We start from the raw sequence: 23,824 nt of genomic DNA, 5'->3' as shown, positions 1-23,824 counted from the left end.
CGCGCCTTGGCGTCGCACCGCAAATCGCGGCTTCGTGGCCTCACGTCACCCGGCTCGGGCCGGGCTGCCGTCGGGCTGACGACCGCGGCCCTCGCATCGGTCGGCCTGTTGTCGCAGACAGCGCAGGCGGCTCCGGGCGAGCCGAAACAGGGCATCGAAGAAGTCCAGAAGAAGGTGGACGAGCTCTACCGGCAGGCCGGCAGCGCCACGCAGTCGTACAACCAGGCCAAGGAACGCACGGATCAGCAGCGCACCCGCGTCGACCGGCTGCTCGACGACGTCGCCAAGCGCACCGAGAAGCTGAACGAGGCGCGACGGCTGCTCGGCAGCTACGCGGCCACCCAGTACCGCAACGGCGGCATGGCGTCGACGGCCACGATGATGCTCGCCGACGATCCGCAGAGCTACTTCGACCAGGACCATCTGATGTCCCGTATGACCGGGCAGCAGAAGCAGGCGGTCGAGGACTTCCAGACCCAGCAGCGCGCCGCGACGAAGAAGCGCGCCGAGGCCACGGAGAGCCTGGCGGGTCTGACCGAGTCGCAGAAGCAGCTCCGCACCACCAAGGAGTCGGTGCAGCGCAAACTCTCGGACGCACGCGAGCTGTTGTCGAAGCTGACCGCCGAGGAGAAGGCTCGGCTGGCCGCTATCGAGCGCAAGAAGAAGGCCGAGGCCAAGCGCAAGGCCGAGGAACTGGCCCGGCAGCAGGCCGAGAAGCAGCGCCAGGAGGAGGCCGACCAGGGCTCCGGCCAGGCCGAGGGCTCCTCCGGCTCGTACTCGGCCAAGGCCGAGAAGGCGCTCGCCTTCGCGCGGGCCCAGATAGGCAAGCCGTACGTGTGGGGGGCCACCGGCCCCAACTCCTTCGACTGCTCGGGTCTGACCCAGGGCGCCTGGAAGGCCGCAGGGGTCTCGCTGCCGCGCACCACCTGGGACCAGGTGAAGGTCGGCACGCGGGTCGCCACCGAGGACCTGAAGCCGGGTGACCTCGTCTTCTTCTACGACGACATCAGCCACGTGGGCATCTACACCGGCAACGGCCAGATGATCCACGCGCCGAAGCCGGGTGCGAACGTCCGCACCGAGGCCATCACGTACATGCCGATCTACGGCAGTGTCCGGCCCGCGTAGCAGCGGCTCTTCTCAAGGGGTGCCCCGGCCGGGGCACCCCTTGGTGCCGGGCGGTGTCCGGCCCCGGCGGCGGGGCGGGACCCGCCCGTACGGTCAGGCACCGCGCGGCCGGGGGGCTGCGCGGTGTCCACGGGGGCGGGGTGTTCGGACACGGGAGCGGCGGACAGGCCCGCCCTCAGGTCGCCGTCAGGTCCAGAGCACGGCGATGAAGATGTTGGCAAGCGTGAGCAGGCCGACGGCGCCGAAAGCCCCCTTCTCGACCTTCTCCTCGTCCCGCTTCACATAGACGAGGGCGAGGATGACGACCAGGACGGCGAGCTTCACGCCGATCTTGACGTTGTTCACCGTCTGGTCGTCGGCCTGGTTCAGCCCCACCAGCGCGACACCGGTGACGAGCATGGTCAGCGCGCCGTGCAGCATGCCCGGCGTGAAGCGCGCGGTGCCCTGGCCCATCGCCTTCATCTGGTTCAGGAAGCCGCCGAGCAGGGCCGCGATGCCGATGATGTGCAGGCCGACAAAGACATTGATGGCTATGTCCATGCGCGGAGCCTAGCCGGGCCCATAGCAGCCGCTCCCACTCAGGTGGCCCTCAATTGCCGCTTCGGTCATGCCCGGAGGGCGAATGACCACAGCGTGGGGAAATCACCCGGTCCGTACGATCAGTGCCGTACCGAAACGTTTCAGTCCCGGTCATCCCGGCTCACGACCGTGACGAAGCGGATTAACGTCCTCCCCCTAGGTGCCCGTACGGCACCCCGGAACGGCCCCCTCCGCAAGGCCACCGGAGACCAGGGGAAGGAAGTGACGACCGCCGTGGCCTCGCACAGGAAGCCCAGGCAGCGATCGTTCATCGGCTCGCTGACGGGCAGCACCGCCGTCCGTACGGCCGCGACGTTCGCCCTCGCGGGCGCGGCGGGCTCCGTCGCCCTCGAAGGAGCCGCCCAGGCCGACCCGGCGCCCACCCCGGCGCAGGTGCGGGAGAAGGTCGACCGGCTCCACCACGACGCCGAGGTCGCCACCGAGAAGTACAACGGCGCGATGGAGAAGACGCGTACGGCGCAGCGGTCCCTGGACCGTCTCCGCGACGAGGCGGCCCGCAGGACCGGGAAGCTCAGCGCCTCACGCAACGCGCTCGGCTCGATCGCCACGTCCCAGTACCGCTCCGGCGGCATCGACCCGGCGCTCCAGCTCGTCCTCTCCTCCTCACCCGACGACTACCTCGACCGTGCGGCCGTCGTCGAGCGCGCCGGCAGCCGCCAGGCGACTGCCGTCTCCGGCGTCCAGCGACAGCTCCGCGCCCTTGAGCAGGTACGGAGCGAGGCGTCCGGGAAACTGTCCGAACTCAAGGACCACCAGGCCGCGTTGGGCCGACACAAGCGCACCGTGCACGGCAAGCTCCGCGAGGCCGAGCGGCTGCTCGACCGGCTGACGGCGGCGCAACGCGCGGCGGTCCTCGACCAGGACGGCCACTCCGCGGACGGCCTCGCCATCGCGGGCCGGGCGGGCCGCTCAGTGCCCCGCGGCCCGGTGCGGGCCCCCAACGCCCGCGCCGCCCAGGCGGTCACATACGCGCAGAGCGCCCTGGGCAAGCCGTACGTCTGGGGTGCCACGGGCCCCTCCGGTTACGACTGCTCGGGTCTGACCCAGGCCGCCTGGCGCGCCGCCGGGGTGTCCCTGCCGCGCACCACGTACACGCAGATCAACTCGGGCCAGCGGATCTCGCGCTCCCAACTGGCCCCTGGCGACCTGGTCTTCTTCTACTCCGGCGTCAGCCATGTCGGCCTCTACATCGGCGGCGGGCAGATGATCCACGCGCCACGCCCCGGGGCGCCGGTGCGGGTGGCACCCATCGACGAGATGCCGTTCTCGGGCGCCACACGCCCGGCCTAGGTCCGCTCCTGGCCCACGTGTCGCCCGTTCCTCGCCCGTGCGGCGAACGGGCCCGGGGCCGCCGATGGTTCGCAGTCCCTCATGGCGGCGCAGCCCCGTGGCCGAAACCGGCTGCTCCTGGGCACCTGAATTATCGGAAGCACCGATTTCGGTCAGCAAACCGGTGGGATCATCTCTCTGTTAATCGCGATGGACGGCAGAGGCATCGCGTGACCCGCACGGTGTACCGCGAGCTGCCCCACCGCGTCCGCAGTCTCATGGCGGGTTCTCGTCACCGTTGGACGACTGCTGGGGACCTGCATGAGCTGGCACGACTCACCGATATTTCTGAACTGGGTGTTACCGGCCCTCCTGAGCGCGGGAGTTGCCTGGGTGTGCCTGATACGGCAGTACCACGGAAAGGGCCGGCTGCTGGGCACCCGCCGTTCCGTCCTGCACTCGGCCGGGCTGCTCGGCGCCATGGCCGCTGTCGCCGTCGTCCTGCTGGTCCTGCTGCCGCTGCTCGGCAAGGTCCCGCCGATCGCGGTGGGCGTGGCCACGGGCGCGGGCGTCGTCAGCCGCGGGCGTGTGCAGGCGGACACGACCAAGCCCTTCACGGGGATCCTGACCCTCGGAACGGCGCATCTCCTCGAACGGCTGGAGGAGCGGATGGCCACCGACTGCGCGGACTGGGCGGACGCGGTGATGACCGGCTTCGAGGACATCACGCAGATGCAGCTCTTCGCCCACGAGGTCAAAGCCCATGCGCTGGCCCGCCAGTCCAACAAGAACAGGCGCAAGTCGATCGAAGCGTGCTACGAGGAGGCGGACGACGCCCTCGGGCGCGCGACGAACGTCCACGCGGCCATCGGCGAGGCCTGCCGCCTGCCGACGCCCGGCGGTCTGCCGGAGGAGCGGCGGCTCCCCACGGCTGCCGAAAGCGTCGAACTCCACCGGGCATGGGCGGAAGCCGAGCACAGCCTCAAGCTCCTGTTGCAGCAGACCTACGTCTACGGTCGCCGGTCCGACGACACGGCGCTCCTGGCCCTGCGGGACACGCGGGTGACGTCCCGGGGCTACCGGGAGACTCCGGTGCCCGCCCAGCGGCGCTGAGACGGCGCGACGCGCGGCCGACGCCGGACGGTCACAACCGTGCCGTGACGCTGCCGCAGCGTGTGGCGTCTCCGCTGCCCAGCTCGCCATGAGGAGCAGGCATCGGCGGCGGCGGAGGATCGAAGAACCGGATCTCGACGGACGCGCCCAGCGCGGCCGCGGCGCTCGCCAGGGATCGCACCGTCAGGTTCGCGTCCCCTGACATCATCTGGCTGACGCGCCCCGGACTGACTCCCATGAGCTTGGCCAGCTCGGAGCGGGACACGCCTCGGGCGGCCAGCAGCCCCGCCAGGGACGTGGTCGCCTGCCGCGCGAGGCTGGCAGCGGCTAACTCGGCCTTGTGCTTGCCTTCGGTCGCCATGGTGGTACCCCCAAGTCTCGTGGGCCGGTGCCCTTCTGACAGCATGCCACCTTTAGCTCAAGCTAAAAGTGTAATTGACGGCACTGACATCGGACTTGACATGTCGTCAGTTAATGGAGCAGCTCTGACCTGCGCTGATGCAGGTCGGACGCATCGGCGCGCGAGACGAGATTCACTCCGACGGGACGAGGTCGACTCGCGCCACAGCCGGAAGCACCCCACCGAGCCCCGCACGACGCGTTGCGGACGCCCACCGCGGGCGCCGCGGGGCACCGGCGTCCCGCCTTCCCCAGCGCGCGGACAGAACCGGCCATCATGCAACACGGGCCACGCGGGACACACCCCACCCACCCGGCTCCGGGCCGGTCTCATGCCACCGGGAATCCGCGACACCACTGACCGGCAATTCAGCCGTGGGCCTCAACTTGCCGGTTCCGATGCGCAGTTGGTATCCAGGAATACCGCGTCGAACATTCGACGGCACGGCGTACGCGGGTGGGACAGATTTCCCCATCGGCTCGTCATCCGATAGTCGCATCAGCGACCGAATGCCTCTTCCTGATGAATTCACGCCTCCCGTTGACACGGTGGCTCTGTCTAGCGTGAAACACGACCCACTCTCAGAGGCGGGTGATCACCAAGTTCTGGTGGCTCCCCGCCAGTTGGAGGCAATTCGCCATGCAGAATCAGCTCATCCCCCTCCCCCCGATTCCGGGAATTCCGGTTCTCGGCCCGACGCTCATCACCGTCGTACCGCCCGTCGGCAACGCCGGGGACGTCGTCGTGCTCGTCGGCCTCAACCTGAACAACCCCACCTCGGTCACCTTCGGCGGGGTCGCGTCCCCCACGGTCATCCCGCTCATCCCGGGTGTCGTGCTTCTCGCGACCGTGCCCCCGGGATCCGGGACCGTGTCGGTCCAGGTCAACACCCCGACCGGCACCAGCAACTCGGTGCCGTTCTCGTACCTGGTGGTTCCCCCGCTGCCGCCGGTTCCGGCCGCCATCCTCCCGATCTCCGGCCCCGCCGCCGGCGGGACGCCGTTCACCATCGTCGGGGCCAACCTGACCAGTGCCACCGTCACCATCGGCGGCAACGCGGCGACCGGCGTCGTCGTCAACCCCAGTGGCACCGTGCTGACCGGTGTCACTCCTGCGGGCACGGCAGGCCTCCAGGCCGTCGTCGTCACCGGCCCCGGGGGCAGCGCACCCGTGGCCAGCGGTTACACCTACGTGTGATCCGCACCCCGCACAGGCCGATGCCCCGGCCGGTCACGGCATCTTCCACATGCCGTGCCCGCGCCGGGGCACCGGTGCGTCGGGCCCGCCTACGGGACGGGCTGCCGCGCCGCGAACGCGACGAACGCGGCCCAGGCGGCAGGCGTGAACGCCAGCTGCGGGCCGGAGGTGTCCTTGGAGTCCCGGACGTGAACGGTACCGGGGCAGGCGCCGACCTCGACGCAGGCGCCGCCTTCGGAGTCGCTGTAGCTGGACTTGCGCCAGGCAACCGCAACCTCGACGCACTCGCCGCCGCCGGAACTGCTGTAGCTGGACTTGCGCCAAGCGATGGCGACCTCGACGCAGGCGCCACCCTCAGAATTGCTGTAGCTGGACTTGAACCACGCCAGCGCGTCAGTCATAGCTCCTCCGCCAACATCCCGATGAGGCGCACCGATTCCTCTGGGCCCAGGGCCCGCCGGAGGATCATGTCATGGCGCTGCCTGATCAGGCTCACCTTCTCGGGGACGGAATAGAGCAGGCCCATCGTCTGACCCTCCTCATAGGCCAGGTGCTCGTGCTCCGAGGTCTCCAGAACGACGAACGGCCCCATGAGCCCAGGATGATAGCCCTGGCCTGTCGGCATGACCTGAACGGTGACGTTGCGCTGCCTGCTGACGTCCAGGAGATGGTGCAGCTGCCGTGTGTGAGCGTCCGCGTCGGTGATTCTGCGCCGCAGAGCGGTCTCCTCGATGACGAAGTTGAAACCCTTGACCTGTTTCTCCAGCATGCTCTGACGACCCAGCCGCGCCGCCACTCGCTCCTCGACCGTCTCATCGTCGAGGGGCGGACAATGCCCATTCATGAGCGCTCGCGCGTAGGCTTCCGTCTGCAACAGTCCAGGGACAAGTTGGGACTCATACCAACTGAGTGCAATTGCCTCAGCCTCGTATCGCATGTAGTCCTGCGAATAGGACGGAAACTTCTCCGGCTTCAAATAGTCCTGCGCCGCGGTCAACAACCCCTGCGCCCCGCACATTTCGTCCGCGATCTCCAGCACACGAAGCGTCGGTTTGCGCCGACCCTGCTCCATCGACTTGATCGTCTCGCAGCCGTAGCCCGCTTCCTGGCCCAGCTGTTCGCGGGTCACGCCCGCTCTCGTGCGCCACAGCTTGAGCTGGTTGCCGCAGTACCGCCAAGCCATGGGCGGCTGGGAGGAGTTCCCAGTCGTCATCGCGCCCCGCCTCTCCCCGGTGCACGCGGGGTACACCACGCACCGTACCCGCGTCGTTACTGCCGAGGCTACGCCGTGGCCAGCACCGTTTGAGCCATGGTCGACGGAACTCCCCCACCACCGAAGGACATCGAATGGCGCCTGCCGCGTCACTCCCGCAGCGTGGGCCGCTCCCGCCAACTGCTGCGGGAGCAGGCGCGCGCATGGAAGGTCCCGGACGACGTGACCGAGACGGCCGTGCTGCTGCTCAGCGAGCTGATGACCAACGCCCGTACGCACGCCCGGGTCTCGCCGGGCCGGGAGCTGCGGGCGCGCTGCGTCCTGCGGGACGGCGTCCTGCGCGTCGAGGTCTCCGACGCGAGCGACGCGCTGCCCGCGCCCCGTACCGCGTCGCCGGACGACGAGGGCGGGCGCGGCCTGGCGCTCGTCGCCGCGCTCGCGGACGAGTGGGGCGCGCATCCGCGGGCGTGCGGCATCGGCAAGACCGTGTGGTACGCGCTGAAGCTCCCGGCCTGGCCTCTGAGTTGAGGTGTCGGGGTGTCAGACCAGACGCCGCGCCGTCGCCCACCGCGTCAGCTCGTGGCGGTTGCTGAGCTGGAGCTTGCGCAGGACCGCCGAGACGTGGGACTCGACCGTCTTCACGGAGATGAATAGCTGCTTGGCGATCTCCTTGTACGCGTAGCCGCGCGCGATGAGGCGCAGCACCTCGCGCTCCCGCTGGGTGAGGCGGTCCAGGTCCTCGTCGACCGGCGGGGCGTCCGTCGAGGCGAAGGCGTCGAGGACGAAGCCCGCCAGGCGTGGCGAGAAGACCGCGTCGCCGTCCGCGACGCTGAAGATCGCGTTCACCAGGTCCGTGCCGGTGATGGTCTTGGTGACATAGCCGCGCGCGCCACCGCGGATGACGCCGATGACGTCCTCGGCGGCGTCGGAGACCGACAGTGCGAGGAAGCGCACCGGCTGCTCCGGGTCGCCCATCATCGCCGCGCTGCGCCGCAGGACCTCCACGCCCCCGCCGCCCGGCAGGTGGACGTCCAGGAGGACGACCTCCGGCCGGGTCGCGGTGATGACGGTGACGGCCTGGTCGACGTCCGCGGCCTCGCCGACGACCTCCACGCCCGTCTCGTCGGTGCGGCCGATCTCGGCCTGGACGCCCGTCCGGAACATCCGGTGGTCGTCGACCAGCACGACCCGTACGCGGCGGCCGGTCGCGTCGGCGGCGGCTTCCGCGTCGGCGGCGGCCTCGGCCTCGCTCGGGTTCCGGCTCTCTGCCTCTTCCGTCATCACGAAGCCCTCTCCATCTCCAGCTCCACTACCGTGCCCCCGTCCGGCGCGGAACGCAGCCGCGCGGTCCCGCCGTTGCGCTGCATTCTGCCGATGATCGATTCGCGGACGCCCATGCGGTCCTCCGGTACGGCGTCCAGGTCGAAGCCCGGGCCCCGGTCCCGTACGGACACGAAGACCGTACGCCCCTCGACCTCGGCGTAGACCTGTACGGGCCCGCCCTCGCCACCGTACTTCGCGGCGTTGACCGTCGCCTCGCGCGCCGCCTGGAGCTGGGCGGACAGCTTCTCGTCGAGCGGGCAGTCGCCGACGCAGACGACCTCGACGGGGACGCCGTGGTGGTCCTCGACCTCGGCGGCGGTCCGCCGTACGGCCTCCGCCAGGGTCTCCGGCTCGGCCTCCTCGTCCTTGCCCCTGCCCTGCGGCTTGTAGAGCCAGGCGCGCAGCTCGCGCTCCTGGGCGCGGGCCAGCCGCGCGACCTCCCTGGGGTCCTCGGCGTTGCGCTGGATCAGGGTCAGCGTGTGCAGGACGGAGTCGTGGACATGGGCGGCGACCTCGGCACGCTCCTGGGCACGGATGCGCATCAGCCGCTCCTCGGAGAGGTCCTGCGTCATCCGTACCAGGTAGGGGCCCGCGAGCAGGATGACGCCGACCAGGACGGCGAGCGCGGCGGTGAGCACGGTGCCGAGCTGATGGGCCGAGCCGCGGAGCACGATGAAGCCGGTGACGCCGAGGCAGACCAGCACCACCCCGGCCGCGCTGCGGGCCACGGCCTGGACGCCCTTGCTGCGGCCGACCGCCATCCAGCGCCCGCGGCGGGCGTTGTCGGCCTGGCGCCAGACGAGCGCGACACCGGCGGCGATCAGCAGGACCGGCCAGATGTAGGCGTTGGCGACCCGGCCGAGCTGGATGCTGTCGATGAAGATCGCCATCCCGGCGATCAGGGCCAGCAGGGCGAGGATCTGGCCCTTGTCGGGCTTCCGGGCGAAGATCCGCCGGCGGCCGTCGGGGCCCGTGCGCTCGGCGGGCGGGGCCGGGACACCGCCGACGCCCAGCGGGACGGCGAACCAGAACCCCGCGTACAGCAGCGCGCCCAGCCCGTCGAGCAGCAGCAGCGCCAGGAAGACGATCCGTACCCATGAGACCGGCAGCCCGAGGTGGCCCGCGAGGCCGCGCGCCACACCGCCCACCATGCGGCCGTCCGCGCTGCGGTAGAGCTTGCGCGGGGCCGGCTCCTCGGGGGCGTCGGGCGCCGGGGCGAAGGGGCCTCCAGCGCGGGCAGCGGCGGTCATGCCCCGATCGTCACACGGGCGGAGCACGGCGGGCATCAGGGTCGACCCTGATCGTTCCCCGAGGCTCCGCCCGCCTCAGTACATCCGGGCGCCGCGGGCCTCGGGCCCGGCCGCCGCGCGCGGACGGTCGTCCGCGCGCGGGCCGTGCGAGGCGGATGCGTGCGGGGGAGGTACGGGTCAGAAGGTGTCGTACGTCGGCCGGCCCGCCGGTTCGTAGACGTGGACCATCACACCCGTGCTCGTCGTCCTCGCCTCCTTGAGCCTCATGGCCGTGGGCAGCGCCCCGTCGGCGAAGAGGCGCTGTCCCTTGCCGAGGACGACCGGGAAGATCCAGAGCCGGTACTCGTCGATGAGATCGCGCTCCATCAGCGACCGGGCCAGGGCGCCGCTGCCGTGGATCTGCAGCTCACGGCCGGGCTCCTTCTTCAGCGCGGCGACCCGACCGGGGACGTCGTCGGCGATCACCGTGGAGTTCTGCCAGTCCGCCTTCTCCAGGGTCGTGGAGGCCACGTACTTGGGCAGGGTGTTGAGCTGGGTCGCGACGAGGTTGTCGGGGTCCGTCTGGTTCGGCCAGTAGGAGGCGAAGATCTCGTACGTCCTGCGGCCGAGGAGGAAGGCGTCGGCCTCGCGGAACCAGGCGTCGACGTAGCGGCCCATGTCCTCGTCGTAGAACGGGACCAGCCAGCCGCCCTGGTCGAAGCCGCCGCTGGGGTCCTCCTCCGGCCCGCCGGGGGCCTGCATGACCCCGTCCAGGGACAGAAAGGTGGTCAGCGTGATGCGGGTCATGGCGTCCTGCCTCTCGTCGGGTGAACCGGTCCCCCTCACACCGGTTCAGACTCGGCGACGGCCTCGGACTCATCGGTCTCCGACACGTGGGTGCGTCCGTACGGCGCCCCGCCGGTGCGGGCGCGGTCCCGTACGGCCACCGGTCACTCGTCGTGGATCTTCAGGCTGTTGCGCACGTCGTCGAAGATCTTCTTGCTCTCGTCCCACTGGGCCTCGGGCGCGGACAGATAGACCGCGTACTCCTTGCCACCGGGCTCGCCGAAGCCCAGGTCGATCGCGCGGTACCGCTGGACCCTTCCCGCGAAGGTGAACTCCCAGAGGGCGGCGGGCATGCCCCGGAAGGTCGTGGACTGCATACGCAGCTGCTGGTAGTCGGGCAGCTTGCCCTCCTGCAGCGACTTGGCCTCGTCGTCCTTCCAGTGCTGGAGGGGGTCGGTGGTCGCGAAGTCGAGGACGTTGATGCGGATCCCGACGAGCTCGGCGCCGTCGACGTACGAGATGGCGCTGCCGGCGGCGTCCTTCTCCTTCCAGCCGTCCGGGACGGGGACGGAGAGGCCCTCCTCCTCGTGCTCGACGTAGTGGTAGCCGTCGGGCAGGGGCGAGGGCTTGGCCGTCGGCTTCGACGGTGACGACGACTCCGGCTTCGACTGGGACTTCGTGGGCGTGGAGGGCCCCTTGTCCGCCGAGGCGTCGGGGCCGAAGCCCGTCCCGCGCCACAGGACGTAGCCACCTGCCGCCCCGGCCAGGACGACGGCGACGGCCGTCCAGACCACGACGCGGGCCTTCTTGCGGCGGGGAGGAGGCGGTGGCGCGGGCACCGGCGTGGGCGCGGACGGGGTGTCGCCGGCGTACCCGCCGTACAGGGCGGCGCCCTGCGCGCCCTCGGGGGGTCCGAAGACGCCCGCCTGACCGTGCGCGGCGACGGCGCCGGTGCCGTGGCTTCCCGTGCCGTAGCCGCCCGTGCCGTGGCCGTCGGTGCCGGTGCCGGTGCCGGTGCCGAAGCCCTGGCCGGTTCCGTCGCTGTGCCCGGGTCCGGGTGCGGTCACCGGACCGCCCAGGCGCCCCATCGTGGTGGTGACGTCCATCGGTCCCGGGAACTGCCCCCGGTCCACGTACGCCGTCTCGGACTCCGCCGCGTGGTCGCGCAGCCGCAGCTCGACGGTCTCGGCCGGGGGCCGCGCCTCGGGGTCCTTGGCCAGCAGGTGCTCGATGAGCGGGCCGAGGGTGCCCGCGCTGCGCGGCGGTTCCAGCGCGTCGACGGCGATCGCGTAGGCGGTCTCGATCGCGGTGTCCTTGCGGAACGGCGGCCGCCCCTCCAGGGCTTGGTAGAGCGTGGCGCCCAGCGCCCACAGGTCGGATGCGGGGCCAGGGGTGCCGCCCCGGACGCGTTCGGGGGCCACGTAGTCCACCGAGCCGACCAGTTCGCCGGTCCTGGTCAGCGTGGAGGTGCCGGAGGCGACGGCGATCCCGAAGTCGGTGAGCACGACACGCCCGTCCTCGCCCAGCAACACATTGCCCGGCTTGACGTCGCGGTGGAGAACTCCGGCGGCGTGCGCGGCCCGTAGAGCCGCGATCATGCCGCGCCCGATCCTGGCCGCCTCGTCCGGGGTCACCGGGCCTTCCTGCTTGAGGACGTCGCCCAGCGTCCGGGACGGCACGTGCTCCATCACGATGCAGGGCAGCCCGCCGTCGTCCACGACGTCATGGACGACGACCACGTTCTGGTGCGTGATGCGGGCCGCGCTGCGCGCCTCGCGCCGGGTCCGCTCGTACAGCGTCTCGCGCTCGTCGTCCGCCAGATGGGGCGGTACGTGCAGCTTCTTCAGGGCCACATGACGGCCCAGCAGCTCGTCCTCCGCCCGCCAGACGGTGCCCATCCCCCCGCGGCCGATCCGTTCGAGCAGACGGTACCGGCGTGCGACGAGACGCCCCTCGTCCCTCCCCGTGTCGTCAGACACTTCTACGCTCCCCTTGCTCCCCCGCCTGCCATGGACCCGACATGCCATGGAACCGCCACGATAACGGCGTTCACCTGCCGCGTCCCCACCGGGGACATCTCAGGGTCGTACCAGGGTCGGACCCGATGTCCTCAGGGTCACGGCGCCGTCACCATGGAGTCATGACCGACCACCACACCACCACGGACCGAACGGGCAACCTCAGCGGCGCGCCGCCGCTGCGGCGGAGCCGCGGCACGAAGGTGGCCGGTGGGGTGTGCGCCGGGCTCGGCCGGACGTACGACGTCGACCCGGTCATCTTCCGCGTCGTGCTGGCCGTACTGGCGCTCGCGAGCGGCATCGGCTTCATCGCGTACGCCGTCGCCTGGCTGCTGATTCCGCGCGAGGGCGAGGACGAGAACGAGATCAGGCGGCTGCTGTACGGGCGCGTGGAGGGCGAGGCGCTGGCCGCCGTGCTGTGCGCGCTGGTGGGCTGCGGTCTGCTGCTGGCGACGCTCGGCCACCCGACCCGCCTGTTCTTCTCGGTGGTGGTGCTGGGCATCCTCGCCGGGTGCGCCCACTGGTCGCAGCGGCGGCAGCAGTCGGGCACGGCGGAGACTTCGGCGGGGGCAGGGCCCGCGGGCCCGCCGGGTGCGGGCGGTACCGGTGCGGCAACTCCCGCCACCGGTCAGAAGGGTGCGCCCCCGGAGACCCAGGCACCGCCGGCGCCGGACGCGCCTTCCTGGTGGCGCGGCCCGCTCACCAAGGACGGGTCGACCGGCACGACGGGCACCGGTTATCTCTGGGGGCCGGACGACGGCCTGGCCTGGGACGCCAAGGAGCCCGCCGCACGGCCCTCCTGGGGGGCCGGATACCGCCCGGCCCGGCACCGGAGTCCCTGGATCGGCGGGTGGGTCTTCCTGCTGGCGGCGGCGGCCTGCGCGACCGGCATCGGCACCACCTGGGACGCCGGACCGCTGGGGACCAGCCTGCAGACGGGGCTCGCCTGCGCGCTGGCCGTCTACGGACTGGGCCTGGTGGTGGGCGCGTTCTACGGAAGGGCGGGCGGCGGGACGATCGTGCTGGCGGTGCTGACCGCCGGTCTGCTCGCGTGCGCGGCGGCCCTGCCGAAGAGCGTGACGGCGGACTGGGCGCGTACGGACTGGAGACCCGCCACGGTCTCCGCCGTACGGCCCGCGTACGAACTGGGCACGGGCGTCGGGACGCTGGACCTGTCCAGGGTGGAACTCGGGGAGAAACAGACCGTGTCCACGCGCGCGAGCGTGGGCGCGGGGCAGCTCCGGGTCGTCGTGCCGGAGGACGCCAGGGTGACGATGGACGTCGAGATCGGCCTCGGCGACCTGCGGCTGCCGGGCGACCGGCGGGACGACGTCGACGTCACCCCGGGCATCGACGAGCACCGGACGCTCGGGCCGGCGGAGGGGCGCACGGCACGCGGCACCCTCCACCTCGAACTGGAGACGGGCACGGGACAGGTGGTGGTGAGCCGTGGGACGCCATGAGTTCGAACCGGGCAAGCTGGTCGCGGGACTTGCCCTGCTGGCCGGCGGCGTGATCTTCGCGCTGGACGCGGCGGGGGCCTGGTCCGTCCCGGCCTGGGTGCTGATCCCCGTGGTGGTCGGCGGCCTGTCGCTGGCGGGCGCGACGGGCGTGGTGCGGTCGGCGGTCCGCCGCGGGGCGGACCGGCGCCGTACGGTCGGGAACGGAAGCCGGAACGGGCCCTGAAACGGGCGCGGTTCGGGCGGACGCGGAAGCCGGAACGGGCCCGTGCGCGGTAAGGAACCGGGGGCCTCTGCGGGCGATCCGGGGGGATGGGCGTCCGTGTGATCCGGCGCACGCCACCGAGACGCACGCCACCGAGATCCGGCGGCTCCGTGGGGATCCGGGGGGAGATCCGGCGGATCTCGGTGGATCCGGCGGCTCCGGGGGGACGTCGCGGCGGGTGGAGCCGACGCGGCTATCCGTAGAGCTGGGTGCCGTAGCGCGTACGCCGCGATCCGAGCCTGGCGTCGAGGGAGAACATCGGCGCCCCGGCGAAGATCAGCGGAATCCACGCCACCATGTAGATGAGGTCGTTGCCGTAGTAGTACGGCTCGGTCTGCCAACTGACCGTGAGCCACAGGCTCAGGGAGATCAGTGCGCCGCCGAAGGCGGCCAGGCGGGTCAGGAGCCCGACCAGCGTGCCGACCCCCACCGCGATCTCGCCGATGGCGATCGCGTAGCCGAAGTTCGTCGGACTCTTCAGAGCCAGGTCGACCATCGCGGGGATCGCCGCCCCGTCGCGTACGTTCCGCATGAGGTCGCCGATCGAGCCGTTGCCACTGCCGGCGAGGAAGGCCGAATCGGTCAGTTTGTCCACACCGGCATAGATAAAGGTGACGCCGAGAAAAAGGCGCAACGGGAGCAGGGCGAAGCGGGAAGCGGAATCCCGCATCGTCGGGACGGGCTCACCCAGCCCGCCCGTACGACTCCGGTCAACGCGTGCTCCATGAGCCATGCCGTCCGCCCTTCATCGCCGGCCCCCGCGGAGACGATTCTCCGGCACGCGGGTGGCGTCGGCGAGAGGTACGCAGCAGATTCGGTGAGGGTTCAACCAGCGGTCATCAGCGGCAACCAGGCCCAAACCTCATGAACCGGACCGGCCGGTCAGCCGTCCGCGACGTCGATCCGGATGCGGTTGGACTCCGCGCCCGTCACCGTGACCACCTGGACCTCGACCCGGCCCGGCTCGACCTCCGCCGGTACGGGCACGGTCAGCGTCAGATCCGTCGGATTGCCGAAGCCGCCCGCGACCGGCACGAGCGGCACATGCACATGAACGGTCCCGATGCGTACGACCATTCGGGCGAGGGCTTCCGCCGTGTCCGCGCCCGGCGGCACGAAGCCGCTGCCGCGGATCTCGATGTCGTCCCCGGTCCTGATCGGCCCGTCGAGGTCGCCCGCCTCCCGGGCACGTACGACCGACATCACCAGCGGCCGGCCGCCGTCGGTCAGCTTGGCCGCGAGATAGGCGAGGGAGGAGACGAGAGCGAGCCCGACGAGCCCCCATGGCAGAGCGGGCAGCCGCTGCGGCTCCCGTACGAGCGCCACGACCGCGAACACCGCCACCCCGGCGGCCACCGCCGCGTACTGCACGTCCGCGAGGCTGCCGCGGCCGGCGTCGTCCGTGAGGACATCGGCGGCACGCGGGCGGGACGCGGCCACCTTCTGGAGCCGCTGGGTGCGCACCCGCAGCGTCACGATGACCCGCGCCGCCACCGCGACGACGAACGCGAGGGCGAGGACGGCCAGCAGACCGGCGCCGCGGCCGAGGCGCAGCCCGTCGAGCAGCCGCGCCCGGTCGTCGGTCACGGCGAGGGCCCCGGCGACGACGAGGACGGAGACGACGGCGACCAGCGTCCACAGGGCCGCGACCGTACGCGAGGTGGACAGGCGGTTGTCCTCACCGACGAGCGGCCCGGCCAGGGCACCGCGCCCGTGCCGCAGCCAGGCACGGCCCTCCGCGCGCCCCAAGTCGGCGGCGGTACGGGCGGACCGGGTCAGCTCGTCCGACACCCACTGGCGGGAGGCGCCGGTGGAGTGGGCGAGCGCGCCGGGGACGCCGCGGCCCGCGGCCAGTTCCTCGCGCTTGGCCACGAACGCGGCGACGGCGCGGCGGTGGCCCTCGCGGGCGCAGTCGGCGCAGGCGCCGCAGGTGCAGTCGCTCCCGCGCCCGTCACCTGCCGTACGTCCGCGCGCCGTGCGGTCCTTCGCCGTGGCGGCCGGTGCCGCGGACGAGGTGTCCGCCGTGGCCCGCGCCGCGGGGTCGCGGTCGCCGCCGTCACGGCCGCCGCGGGGAGCGTCCGTCGCGCCCGTGGCGCCGGAACCGCCACCCGGCTCACCGTCTCTCGCCGAGTCCACGGCCATGGGACAACACCTCTCTCGCTGCACGCGCCGCAATGCCCGTGTGATGAGAGGGAATTGTGCCGCATTCGTCCGGGCTGTCAGGGCAGTGGATCGGCGCCGCCGTGGGTGATCCGCTGCCACAGAACCTGGTAATTGATCCAGGCCACGAGATCGTTTCCGAGTTGCTCGCGGGTCTGCACGGCGTCGTCGTGGTTGATCAGAACCGGCTTCCCGGCCGCCTTCGCCGCCAACTGCACCTGGCAGGACCGCTCCATGGTAATGAACCACCACGCGGCGGCGTCGACGGAGTCCCCGACCGTGAGGAGACCGTGATTGCGCAGGATGACGGCCTTGTGCGGACCGAGCGAGGCGGCGATCCTCGCCGCCTCGCGGGCGTCCACGACGACGCCGGTGTAGTCGTCGAAGAGCGCGTGATCCTCGTAGAAGGCGCACACGTCCTGCGTGATCGGCTCCAGCATCGCGCCCAGTGCGGCCAGCGCGCGCCCGTACGTGGAGTGGGCGTGCGCGACGGCCACGACGTCCGGACGGGCACGGTGCACGGACGAGTGAATGGCGAACGCCGCCTGGTTGACGTGGTGGCGCCCTTCGACCACCTGTCCGTCCTCGTTGGCGAGGACCAGATCCCCGACGGTGATGTGGTCGAAGGACTTCCCGAAGGGGTTGACCCAGAAGTGATCCGCGAACTCCGGGTCCCGCACGGTGACATGGCCCGCGACGCCCTCCTCGTAGCCGAGGTGCCCGAAGATCCGGAGCGCGCCCGCGAGCCGTTCCTTGCGGTACTGCCGCTCCTCGGCGAGCGAGTCGAAGGTGGGCGGCATCGCGAAATGCAGCTGCTCGGTGGGGATGGGCTGGGGTGTCCGACCGGGCTCGGGCATCGGCTCTCCTCATGACTCCGTGGTTCCGAGCGGAAGCTACCGCCGCGTATCCACGGAGAACAGAGCCGTGCGGCACCCTCACGGAACCGGCACGACCCGCCGCTCTCCGCCCCGGTGCGTTCACACACCGCGGGGCGGGCTCACAGGCGGTCGATCTCGGTGAGGTCGATGTCGATCTCGAAGGGGTCGGTGAGCTTGAGCCGCTCGGCGTGGACGCCGGTGGAGCGGTAGGCGCGGGCCTCATGGTCGAGCTCGAAGGTGTGGACCACGGGCCGCTCGTCGGTCCCGGCCATGTCGACGCGCCAGAAGTGCGGGATCCCGGCGCCCGCGTATTTGTGGGGCTTCGTGTCGTAGTCGCGCGCTTCGGAGTCCGGCGAGACCACTTCGACGGCCAGCATCACGTCCGCTGCACGGAAGTACGTCTGAGCGCGGCGCTGTACGGCGTCGGCCCGCACCACGGAGACGTCCGGCTCGGGACCGTTGCGCTTGTCGATCACCACGGTCATTTCCCGCCGCACCTTCCAATCGATGGGCACGGTGGCCCGCAGCCCGCTCACGAGAAGGTCGATCACCACGCTGTGGAAATCCCGTTGCGGACTCACGAAGACCAGGCTCCCGTCGATCAGTTCGGTGTGCGGCGGGAGATCGGGCAGGGTGAACAGGTCATCCACGGTGTAGCCGTCTCGCGGCGGCACCGGCCAGCGGTGCGCGGGCGCAGCGGTCATGAGTGCTCCCATGGACGTGAGTCTGGTCCGTACGCTCAGGCTACCCAGGGCGAACAGCGACGCCGCCACTCGAAAGAATGAGCGACGGCGTCGGCGTTGTCCCGTAGCGGGAGGTCACTCCCACTCGATGGTGCCCGGGGGCTTGCTCGTCACGTCGAGCACGACACGGTTGACCCCGTCGACCTCGTTGGTGATCCGCGTCGAGATCCTGCCCAGCACGTCGTACGGGAGGCGCGACCAGTCGGCCGTCATCGCGTCCTCGGACGAGACCGGGCGCAGCACGATCGGGTGGCCGTACGTCCGGCCGTCGCCCTGGACACCGACCGAGCGGACGTCCGCGAGCAGCACCACGGGGCACTGCCAGATCTCGCGGTCCAGGCCGGCCGCGGTCAGCTCCTCGCGGGCGATGGCGTCGGCCTCGCGCAGCAGGTCCAGGCGCTCCTTGGTGACCTCGCCGACGATGCGGATGCCGAGACCCGGGCCGGGGAACGGCTGGCGCTGGACGATCTCCTCCGGCAGGCCCAGCTCCTGGCCGGCCATCCGGACCTCGTCCTTGAACAGCCGGCGCAGCGGCTCGACGAGCCCGAACTGGAGGTCCTCGGGGAGGCCGCCGACGTTGTGGTGCGACTTGATGTTGGCGGTGCCGGTGCCGCCGCCGGATTCGACGACGTCCGGGTAGAGGGTGCCCTGGACCAGGAACTCGACCTGTTCGCCCTGTGCGCCCGCCTCGGCGACGATCTCGCTCGCGGCCTGCTCGAAGACCCGGATGAACTCGCGGCCGATGATCTTCCGCTTCTGCTCGGGGTCGGAGACGCCACGGAGCGCGTCGAGGAACCGGGCCTCGGCGTCGACGACCTTGAGCTGGACGCCCGTCGCGGCCACGAAGTCCTTCTCGACCTGCTCGGACTCGCCCTGGCGCATCAGGCCGTGGTCGACGTACACACAGGTGAGCTGGTCCCCGATGGCCTTCTGGACGAGGGCCGCGGCCACCGCGGAGTCCACGCCGCCGGACAGACCGCAGATCGCCCGCTTCGAGCCGACCTGCGCGCGGATCGCGGCGACCGACTCCTCGACCACGTTCCGCGTCGTCCAGTCGGGCTGGAGGCCGGCGCCTCGGTAGAGGAAGTGCTCCAGGAGCTGCTGGCCGTACGTGGAGTGCATGACCTCGGGGTGGTACTGGACGCCGTAGAGCCGGCGCCGGTCGTCCTCGATGGCGGCGACGGGGGCGCCGTCGGTCGTCGCGGTGACGGTGAAGCCCTCGGGCGCGGCCGAGCAGGCGTCGCCGTGCGACATCCACACGGACTGCTCGCCGGGGGTGCCCTCGAAGAGGGTCGAGCCCTGGCGGGAGACGGACAGCGGCGTACGGCCGTACTCACGGCCGCCGGTGTTGTCGACCGTGCCGCCGAGGGCGAGCGCCATGGCCTGGAAGCCGTAGCAGATACCGAAGACGGGGACCCCGGCCTCGAAGATCTCCGGGCCCAGGTGCGGGGCGCCCTCGGCGTAGACCGACGCGGGACCGCCGGAGAGGATGATCGCCTTCGGCTTCTTGGCGAGGATCTCCGGCACCGGCATGGTGTGCGGCACGATCTCGCTGTAGACCCGTGCCTCGCGGACGCGACGGGCGATGAGCTGTGCGTACTGCGCGCCGAAGTCGACGACCAGGACGGAGTCCGGGGTGTGGTCGGCGTCGGGAGCGGCGGGCGGGGTCGCTGATGGCACTTCGGCGGCCTTCCGGCGGTGAAACGGGGTGTGTGCCCTCGATTCTAACGGGGGCACGGAACCGGTCCGCCGCCTCGCCCCCGCGGACCGCTTCCCCCTGATCTCCTGTCGCGGGCGTGAGGGCCGCGGGACGCCCGGCCGTCTCATCATCCGGGCGGATCAGGCCCGGATTGGCCCGCCGGGCCCGCCCACGCCATACTGATCCGCATGTCTCGGCACATGACCTTCGTCTTTACCTATGGCACCCGGCCCGTCCGGCTGCCATGGTCGTGCTGCTTGAGCCACTGACAAGCGACTTCCCAGGCGCCCCGGGCCGACAAGGCCCGGGGCGTTCTGCGTGTGCCGGGCCCGCGACCGTCGTCCCGGGGCAGCCGCCCCGACCCGAGGAGACACGGACCATGAGCGTCCCCACCGCAGCCCGCCCCGCGGACGGCGCCGCCGACACCGGCGCCCGCACCGAGGAGGCGGCGGCCGAGATCACCGGCGCCCGCGACCGGATCGACGATCTGGACGGCAGGATCATCGGCCTCATCCAGGAACGGATGGCCGTCTCGGCGGTCATCCAGAAGACCAGAACCGCCTCGGGCGGACGGCGGGTGAACCTGTCGCGCGAGATGGAGATCCTCAGCCACTACAGGGACCAGCTCGGCAAGCCGGGGACCGCTCTGGCGATGACGCTGCTGGAGCTGTGCCGGGGCCGGGCGTAGCGGGCGGCGCGAGGGCACCGGGGCCGCGGGGATCCAGGCGCGTACGGTCAACGGCCCTCAGGGCACCGGCAGTTCCTGAGGGCACGGCGCTTCCTGAGCACACGGCGCTTCCTGAAGGCGCGGGCCGTCACCCGTACGGCCCGTGACCGGGCCGCGGCCCCTTCGTTGGTCCCGGTGTCCGTGCCAGCCAGGGGCGGTCAGAGCATTCCACGCGTGGCTCCGCCCTCGTTCGATCGGGCGCCCCTCAGCAACAGGGCGGAACCACTGGAGCGCGTGACGCGGTGCGCGTCGTGGGACCGCGCTCCAGTGCGTGACCGGACAGCAGGGGACAGCAGCCCGGTCACGGCCAATGAGGACGGCCGGTTCCCGGGACGCCGGGACCCGGCCGTCTCGCCTTTCTCCGGCATGGCCTTCCCGGAACTTCCCGCGGCGCCCTTCACCTTGGCTTCACTTTCGTCACATCAGTGACACAGGTCACGTGCGGGCCTCTTCGTTGATCGCACAACCATTCGCCCCCATGACGGGTCTCGTATCTGCAAACGCACGGCCCTACCGCGCTCCCCCAACCGCGACGGCCTCCAGATGCTGTGCTGCCATCCGCAGCACCACGGACCCTGAAGAGGTCTCATGAAGATCCGCCGCGCCCTGGCGACCGCTGCCGCGACGGCTGTCCTGGTCCCCGCCGCCCTGCTCGCCGCACCTGCCGCGTACGCGACCGACGGCCCCTCCGCGACCCCGACCGCGGACGACACCTCGACGCCCGACCCGGAGGAGAGCGAGAGCACCCCGGCCGGCGACCCGTCGGAGAGCGAGAGCGACCCGGCGGCCGAGCCGTCGGAGAGCGAGTCCTCCCCGGCGAGCAGCCCCTCCGCCCCCGCGCCGTCGGGTTCGGCCTCCGCCTCCCCCGACCCGACCCCGTCGGAGACGGACGAGCCCGAGGAGGAGTGCAAGGCCGCCGACTTCCGCGCGAGCCTCAGCGGCTTCCCGGACAAGGTCGTGGCCGGCTCGGGCTGGAAGGAGTTCACGCTCCACCTGGACAACAGCGAGGGTGAGGACCTGGAGAGCGTCGTCATCGGCGCGTCCGTGGTCTACAAGAACGACCTGGAGAGCGACGGCGTCTCCGACACGATGTCGAAGTTCGCCCAACTCCAGTACTTCGACGGGGAGAAGTGGTCCGGCGACCTCTCCGACGGCGGCTCGATCGGCGGCTGGCTGGACGTCGCCGCCGGCGAGAAGCTCTCGCTCGATCTGCGTCTGAGCATCGGCGCCAAGGCCCCGGCCGGTTCCGCCGTCGGCATCGCCTTCGGCGTCTACACCGACGAGGAGGACTGCTACCTCGACGAGAGCTGGTACGAGTTCGAGGTGCTGGCCGCCGGCACCCCCGAGCCCGGTGACGTGAACGACGCCGAACCGCAGGGCGGCAAGAACCCCGTCGACGTGAAGCCGGCCGGTGACGTGGAGAAGATCGAGGGCGCGCTGGCCGAGACCGGTTCGTCGTCGGCGCTGCCGACCGTCGCCGCGCTCGGTGGGACCGCCCTGGTCCTGGGCGCCGGTGCCTTCGTCGCCGTCCGCCGCCGCAAGGCCGCGGGCAGCGAGGCCGCCGTGTAACCACGGCTTCCCGCAGGGGACCCCGCACGGGGAAGGGGCCGCACCGGAGGGGGGTGCGGCCCCTTCTTCACGGGTCCGTTCCTTACGGGTCCGTTCCTTACAGGTCCGTTCCTTACAGGTCCGTTCCTTACGGGTCCGTTCCTTACGGCTCCGTCGCCGCGTCGCGCCCGAACCGGCCCACGCGGGGCGGGCGTCGGTTCAGGACGTCTTCTTCGGCACCACCGGCACGGGAAGCACCGGCAGCTTCAGCGCGCCGAACGCGCTCTCCGGCACCACCGGGGACTTCGGCGACACGGCCTCGAGCCGGGCGTACGCCGCTCCCTGCTCCGGACGGGCGTCCACCTCACCCTTGTTGGGCCACAGCGACATCGCGCGCTCGGCCTGCGCCGTGATCGTCAGCGACGGGTTGACGCCCAGGTTCGCGGAGACCGCGGAACCGTCGACGACATGGACGCCCGGGTGCCCGTACAGCCGGTGGTACGGGTCGATGACGCCGTGGTCCGCGTCCTCGCCGATCGGGCAGCCCCCGAGGAAGTGGGCGGTGAGCGGAGTGCCCATCAGCTCACCGACGTTGCTGCCCGGGTAGCCGTTGATCTCCTCGGCGAGGATGCTCGCGGCCTTCGTGGCTTCGGGGATCTGGTTGGGGTTGGGCGCACCGTGGCCCTGGCGTGCGGTGAGCAGTCCCTTGCCGAGGCCCTTCGGCTTCCGGTACGTGGTCAGCGAGTTGTCCAGGGTCTGCATGACCAGGCCGATGATGGTGCGCTCGGACCAGCGGCGGTTGGACAGCATGCGCACCGTCAGCCACGGGTGGCGGGCGCAGTTCGCCAGCCAGGCCAGCGGGCGCGGGACCCGGCTGCCGTACGGGACCTGCAGGACGGACATCGCGCCCATCGCGTTCGAGCCCTTGCCGTAGCGGACGGGCTCGATGTGGGTGTTGTCGTCGGGGTGGATCGACGAGGTGATCGCGACGCCGCGCGTGAAGTCGACCCGCTCCCCGCCGCCGTGCTTCTTGCGGTAGCGGCGGCTGTCGGTCATCGCGCCCACCAGCGCCTCGGAGTTGGTCCGGGTCAGATGCCCGAGCTTCGCCGAGATGCGGGGCAGCAGGCCCTTGTCGCGCATGGTGTGCAGCAGCGTCTGCGTGCCGTACGTGCCGGCCGCGACGACGATCTGCTGCGCGCGCAGCGTCTTGGGGGCCGAGCGCTTCTTGTCGGTCGGCACGGTCGACACCAGGTAGCCGCCCGAACCGTCCTCGGCTATGGCCGTCACCGTCGTCATCGGGTGGACGACGGCCCCGGCCTTCTGGGCGAGGTGCAGGTAGTTCTCGTTGAGGGTGTTCTTCGCGCCGTGACGGCAGCCGGTCATGCACTCGCCGCACTCCGTACAGGCGCGCCGCGACGGGCCCTCGCCACCGAAGAACGGGTCGGCGACCTCCTCGCCCGGCTTCGCCTTCGCCGTGCCGTCGCCGTCCTTGCCGTCGCCGAAGAACACGCCGACGGGAGCCAGATGAAAGGTGTCACCGACGCCCATGCGCTCGGCCGTCGCCTTGAGGTGGACGTCCGAGGGGGTGACCGTGGGGTTGAGACGGACGCCGAGCATGCGCTGGGCCTGGTCGTAGTACGGCTTCAGCTCCTCGTGCCAGTCGGTGATGTGGCCCCACTGCTGGTCCTGGAAGAACGCCTTCGGCGGTACGTAGAGGGTGTTGGCGTAGTTGAGGGAGCCGCCGCCGACCCCGGCGCCCGCGAGGACGAGGACGTTGTTCAGCAGGTGTATGCGCTGGATGCCGTAGAGGCCGAGCGGGGGCGCCCAGAGGAAGTTCTTCACGTCCCAGGAGTTCTTGGGCAGCGTGTCCCTGGTCCACTTCCGGCCGGCTTCGAGGACCCCGACCCTGTACCCCTTCTCCGACAGGCGCAGGGCGGAGACCGACCCGCCGAAGCCGGACCCGACGACGATGACGTCGTAGTCGTAGGCAGACTCGTCCCGTGACACTGGTACCTCCGTAGAGCGTGCTGGTCGGCGCCGTGTGGGGCAGCGCTCGTTCATCTCGGTT

23 protein-coding genes are annotated in these 23,824 nt (G+C 71.3%); 9 read left to right on the top strand and 14 right to left on the bottom strand.

The annotated features are described in order from the left end of the window. Positions 1–6 precede the first annotated feature (6 nt). Entirely contained in the window at positions 7–1,128 is a 1,122-nt protein-coding gene (locus tag ABZ822_RS17180) for an NlpC/P60 family protein (RefSeq protein WP_360853809.1), read from the top strand. A gap of 186 nt (positions 1,129–1,314) precedes the next feature. Here the strand turns inward: ABZ822_RS17180 and ABZ822_RS17175 are convergent, their stop codons facing one another. Further along, positions 1,315–1,668, bottom strand: coding sequence for a hypothetical protein (locus ABZ822_RS17175; RefSeq protein ID WP_360853806.1), 354 nt, complete (start codon positions 1,666–1,668; stop codon positions 1,315–1,317). A gap of 273 nt (positions 1,669–1,941) precedes the next feature. Here ABZ822_RS17175 and ABZ822_RS17170 point away from each other — a divergent pair, with 273 nt between their 5' ends. Beyond that, positions 1,942–3,018, top strand: a complete 1,077-nt coding sequence (locus ABZ822_RS17170) for a C40 family peptidase (RefSeq protein WP_360853803.1) — start codon at positions 1,942–1,944, stop codon at positions 3,016–3,018. Between the two features lie 300 nt (positions 3,019–3,318). After that, the gene (locus ABZ822_RS17165) at positions 3,319–4,110 is read left to right on the top strand and encodes a hypothetical protein (RefSeq protein WP_360853800.1); all 792 of its coding nucleotides are present in this window, start codon (positions 3,319–3,321) and stop codon (positions 4,108–4,110) included. A 31-nt stretch (positions 4,111–4,141) separates the two neighbouring features. On the opposite strand, the gene ABZ822_RS17160 is transcribed toward ABZ822_RS17165, so the two are convergent. Beyond that, on the bottom strand, positions 4,142–4,471 hold the full coding sequence (locus ABZ822_RS17160) for a helix-turn-helix transcriptional regulator (RefSeq protein ID WP_360853797.1): 330 nt from the start codon (positions 4,469–4,471) through the stop codon (positions 4,142–4,144). A 678-nt stretch (positions 4,472–5,149) separates the two neighbouring features. Here ABZ822_RS17160 and ABZ822_RS17155 point away from each other — a divergent pair. Beyond that, complete coding sequence (locus ABZ822_RS17155) at positions 5,150–5,707, top strand: IPT/TIG domain-containing protein (protein WP_360853794.1); 558 nt, start codon at positions 5,150–5,152, stop codon at positions 5,705–5,707. 89 nt (positions 5,708–5,796) lie between these two features. On the opposite strand, the gene ABZ822_RS17150 is transcribed toward ABZ822_RS17155, so the two are convergent. Together ABZ822_RS17150 and ABZ822_RS17145 are read right to left on the bottom strand one after the other, a co-directional pair. Continuing rightward, entirely contained in the window at positions 5,797–6,108 is a 312-nt protein-coding gene (locus tag ABZ822_RS17150) for a DUF397 domain-containing protein (protein WP_360853791.1), read from the bottom strand. Then, complete coding sequence (locus ABZ822_RS17145; RefSeq protein WP_360853788.1) at positions 6,105–6,920, bottom strand: helix-turn-helix transcriptional regulator; 816 nt, start codon at positions 6,918–6,920, stop codon at positions 6,105–6,107. The genes ABZ822_RS17150 and ABZ822_RS17145 overlap by 4 nt, the downstream gene beginning before the upstream one ends. Positions 6,921–7,016: 96 nt before the next feature. Between ABZ822_RS17145 and ABZ822_RS17140 the strand changes: the two genes are divergently transcribed. After that, positions 7,017–7,448: an ATP-binding protein gene (locus ABZ822_RS17140; RefSeq protein WP_360853785.1), complete on the top strand. Its 432-nt coding sequence runs from the start codon at positions 7,017–7,019 to the stop codon at positions 7,446–7,448. Positions 7,449–7,460: 12 nt separating this feature from the next. On the opposite strand, the gene ABZ822_RS17135 is transcribed toward ABZ822_RS17140, so the two are convergent. The 4 genes from ABZ822_RS17135 to ABZ822_RS17120 all read right to left on the bottom strand — a co-directional run bounded on the left by ABZ822_RS17135 (position 7,461) and on the right by ABZ822_RS17120 (position 12,237). Beyond that, on the bottom strand, positions 7,461–8,201 hold the full coding sequence (locus ABZ822_RS17135) for a response regulator transcription factor (protein WP_360853782.1): 741 nt from the start codon (positions 8,199–8,201) through the stop codon (positions 7,461–7,463). Beyond that, positions 8,201–9,493 carry a PspC domain-containing protein gene (locus tag ABZ822_RS17130; RefSeq protein ID WP_360853779.1) on the bottom strand — a complete coding sequence of 431 codons (1,293 nt, stop codon included), beginning with the start codon at positions 9,491–9,493 and terminating at the stop codon, positions 8,201–8,203. Before ABZ822_RS17130 ends, ABZ822_RS17135 begins: the two co-directional genes overlap by 1 nt. 177 nt (positions 9,494–9,670) lie before the next feature. Beyond that, positions 9,671–10,279, bottom strand: coding sequence for a dihydrofolate reductase family protein (locus tag ABZ822_RS17125; RefSeq protein ID WP_360853776.1), 609 nt, complete (start codon positions 10,277–10,279; stop codon positions 9,671–9,673). Between the two features lie 143 nt (positions 10,280–10,422). Next, entirely contained in the window at positions 10,423–12,237 is a 1,815-nt protein-coding gene (locus ABZ822_RS17120; protein ID WP_360853773.1) for a serine/threonine-protein kinase, read from the bottom strand. A 161-nt stretch (positions 12,238–12,398) separates the two neighbouring features. Here ABZ822_RS17120 and ABZ822_RS17115 point away from each other — a divergent pair, with 161 nt between their 5' ends. Beyond that, positions 12,399–13,739 carry a PspC domain-containing protein gene (locus ABZ822_RS17115; protein WP_360853769.1) on the top strand — a complete coding sequence of 447 codons (1,341 nt, stop codon included), beginning with the start codon at positions 12,399–12,401 and terminating at the stop codon, positions 13,737–13,739. Beyond that, complete coding sequence (locus ABZ822_RS17110; RefSeq protein WP_360853766.1) at positions 13,726–13,962, top strand: hypothetical protein; 237 nt, start codon at positions 13,726–13,728, stop codon at positions 13,960–13,962. Before ABZ822_RS17115 ends, ABZ822_RS17110 begins: the two co-directional genes overlap by 14 nt. A 232-nt stretch (positions 13,963–14,194) precedes the next feature. On the opposite strand, the gene ABZ822_RS17105 is transcribed toward ABZ822_RS17110, so the two are convergent. The 5 genes from ABZ822_RS17105 to guaA all read right to left on the bottom strand — a co-directional run bounded on the left by ABZ822_RS17105 (position 14,195) and on the right by guaA (position 19,462). Beyond that, on the bottom strand, positions 14,195–14,671 hold the full coding sequence (locus ABZ822_RS17105; RefSeq protein ID WP_360854206.1) for a DoxX family protein: 477 nt from the start codon (positions 14,669–14,671) through the stop codon (positions 14,195–14,197). 212 nt (positions 14,672–14,883) lie between these two features. Continuing rightward, on the bottom strand, positions 14,884–16,143 hold the full coding sequence (locus ABZ822_RS17100) for a hypothetical protein (protein WP_360853763.1): 1,260 nt from the start codon (positions 16,141–16,143) through the stop codon (positions 14,884–14,886). Between the two features lie 77 nt (positions 16,144–16,220). Beyond that, a complete protein-coding gene (locus ABZ822_RS17095) occupies positions 16,221–17,018 on the bottom strand; it encodes a class II aldolase/adducin family protein (RefSeq protein ID WP_360853760.1) in 798 nt (265 codons plus the stop codon). 140 nt (positions 17,019–17,158) lie between these two features. Beyond that, a complete protein-coding gene (locus tag ABZ822_RS17090) occupies positions 17,159–17,755 on the bottom strand; it encodes a Uma2 family endonuclease (RefSeq protein WP_360853757.1) in 597 nt (198 codons plus the stop codon). 102 nt (positions 17,756–17,857) lie between these two features. Beyond that, positions 17,858–19,462: a glutamine-hydrolyzing GMP synthase gene (gene guaA, locus ABZ822_RS17085; protein ID WP_360853753.1), complete on the bottom strand. Its 1,605-nt coding sequence runs from the start codon at positions 19,460–19,462 to the stop codon at positions 17,858–17,860. Positions 19,463–19,860: 398 nt separating this feature from the next. On the opposite strand from guaA, the gene ABZ822_RS17080 reads away from it, so the two are divergent. Both ABZ822_RS17080 and ABZ822_RS17075 read left to right on the top strand, forming a co-directional pair. Beyond that, on the top strand, positions 19,861–20,169 hold the full coding sequence (locus tag ABZ822_RS17080) for a chorismate mutase (RefSeq protein WP_360853750.1): 309 nt from the start codon (positions 19,861–19,863) through the stop codon (positions 20,167–20,169). 627 nt (positions 20,170–20,796) lie between these two features. Continuing rightward, positions 20,797–21,777, top strand: coding sequence for an LPXTG cell wall anchor domain-containing protein (locus ABZ822_RS17075; protein WP_360853747.1), 981 nt, complete (start codon positions 20,797–20,799; stop codon positions 21,775–21,777). Positions 21,778–21,975: 198 nt separating this feature from the next. Here ABZ822_RS17075 and ABZ822_RS17070 read toward each other — a convergent pair whose 3' ends face one another. Then, the gene (locus ABZ822_RS17070) at positions 21,976–23,817 is read right to left on the bottom strand and encodes a GMC family oxidoreductase (RefSeq protein WP_360853744.1); all 1,842 of its coding nucleotides are present in this window, start codon (positions 23,815–23,817) and stop codon (positions 21,976–21,978) included. Positions 23,818–23,824: the final 7 nt, after the last annotated feature.

Source organism: Streptomyces sp. NPDC047108 (assembly GCF_040643575.1).
Classification (GTDB): Bacteria; Actinomycetota; Actinomycetes; order Streptomycetales; family Streptomycetaceae; genus Streptomyces.
The sequence above is the reverse complement of the archived record's forward strand: the minus strand, read 5'-3'. Positions and strand labels throughout refer to the sequence as shown.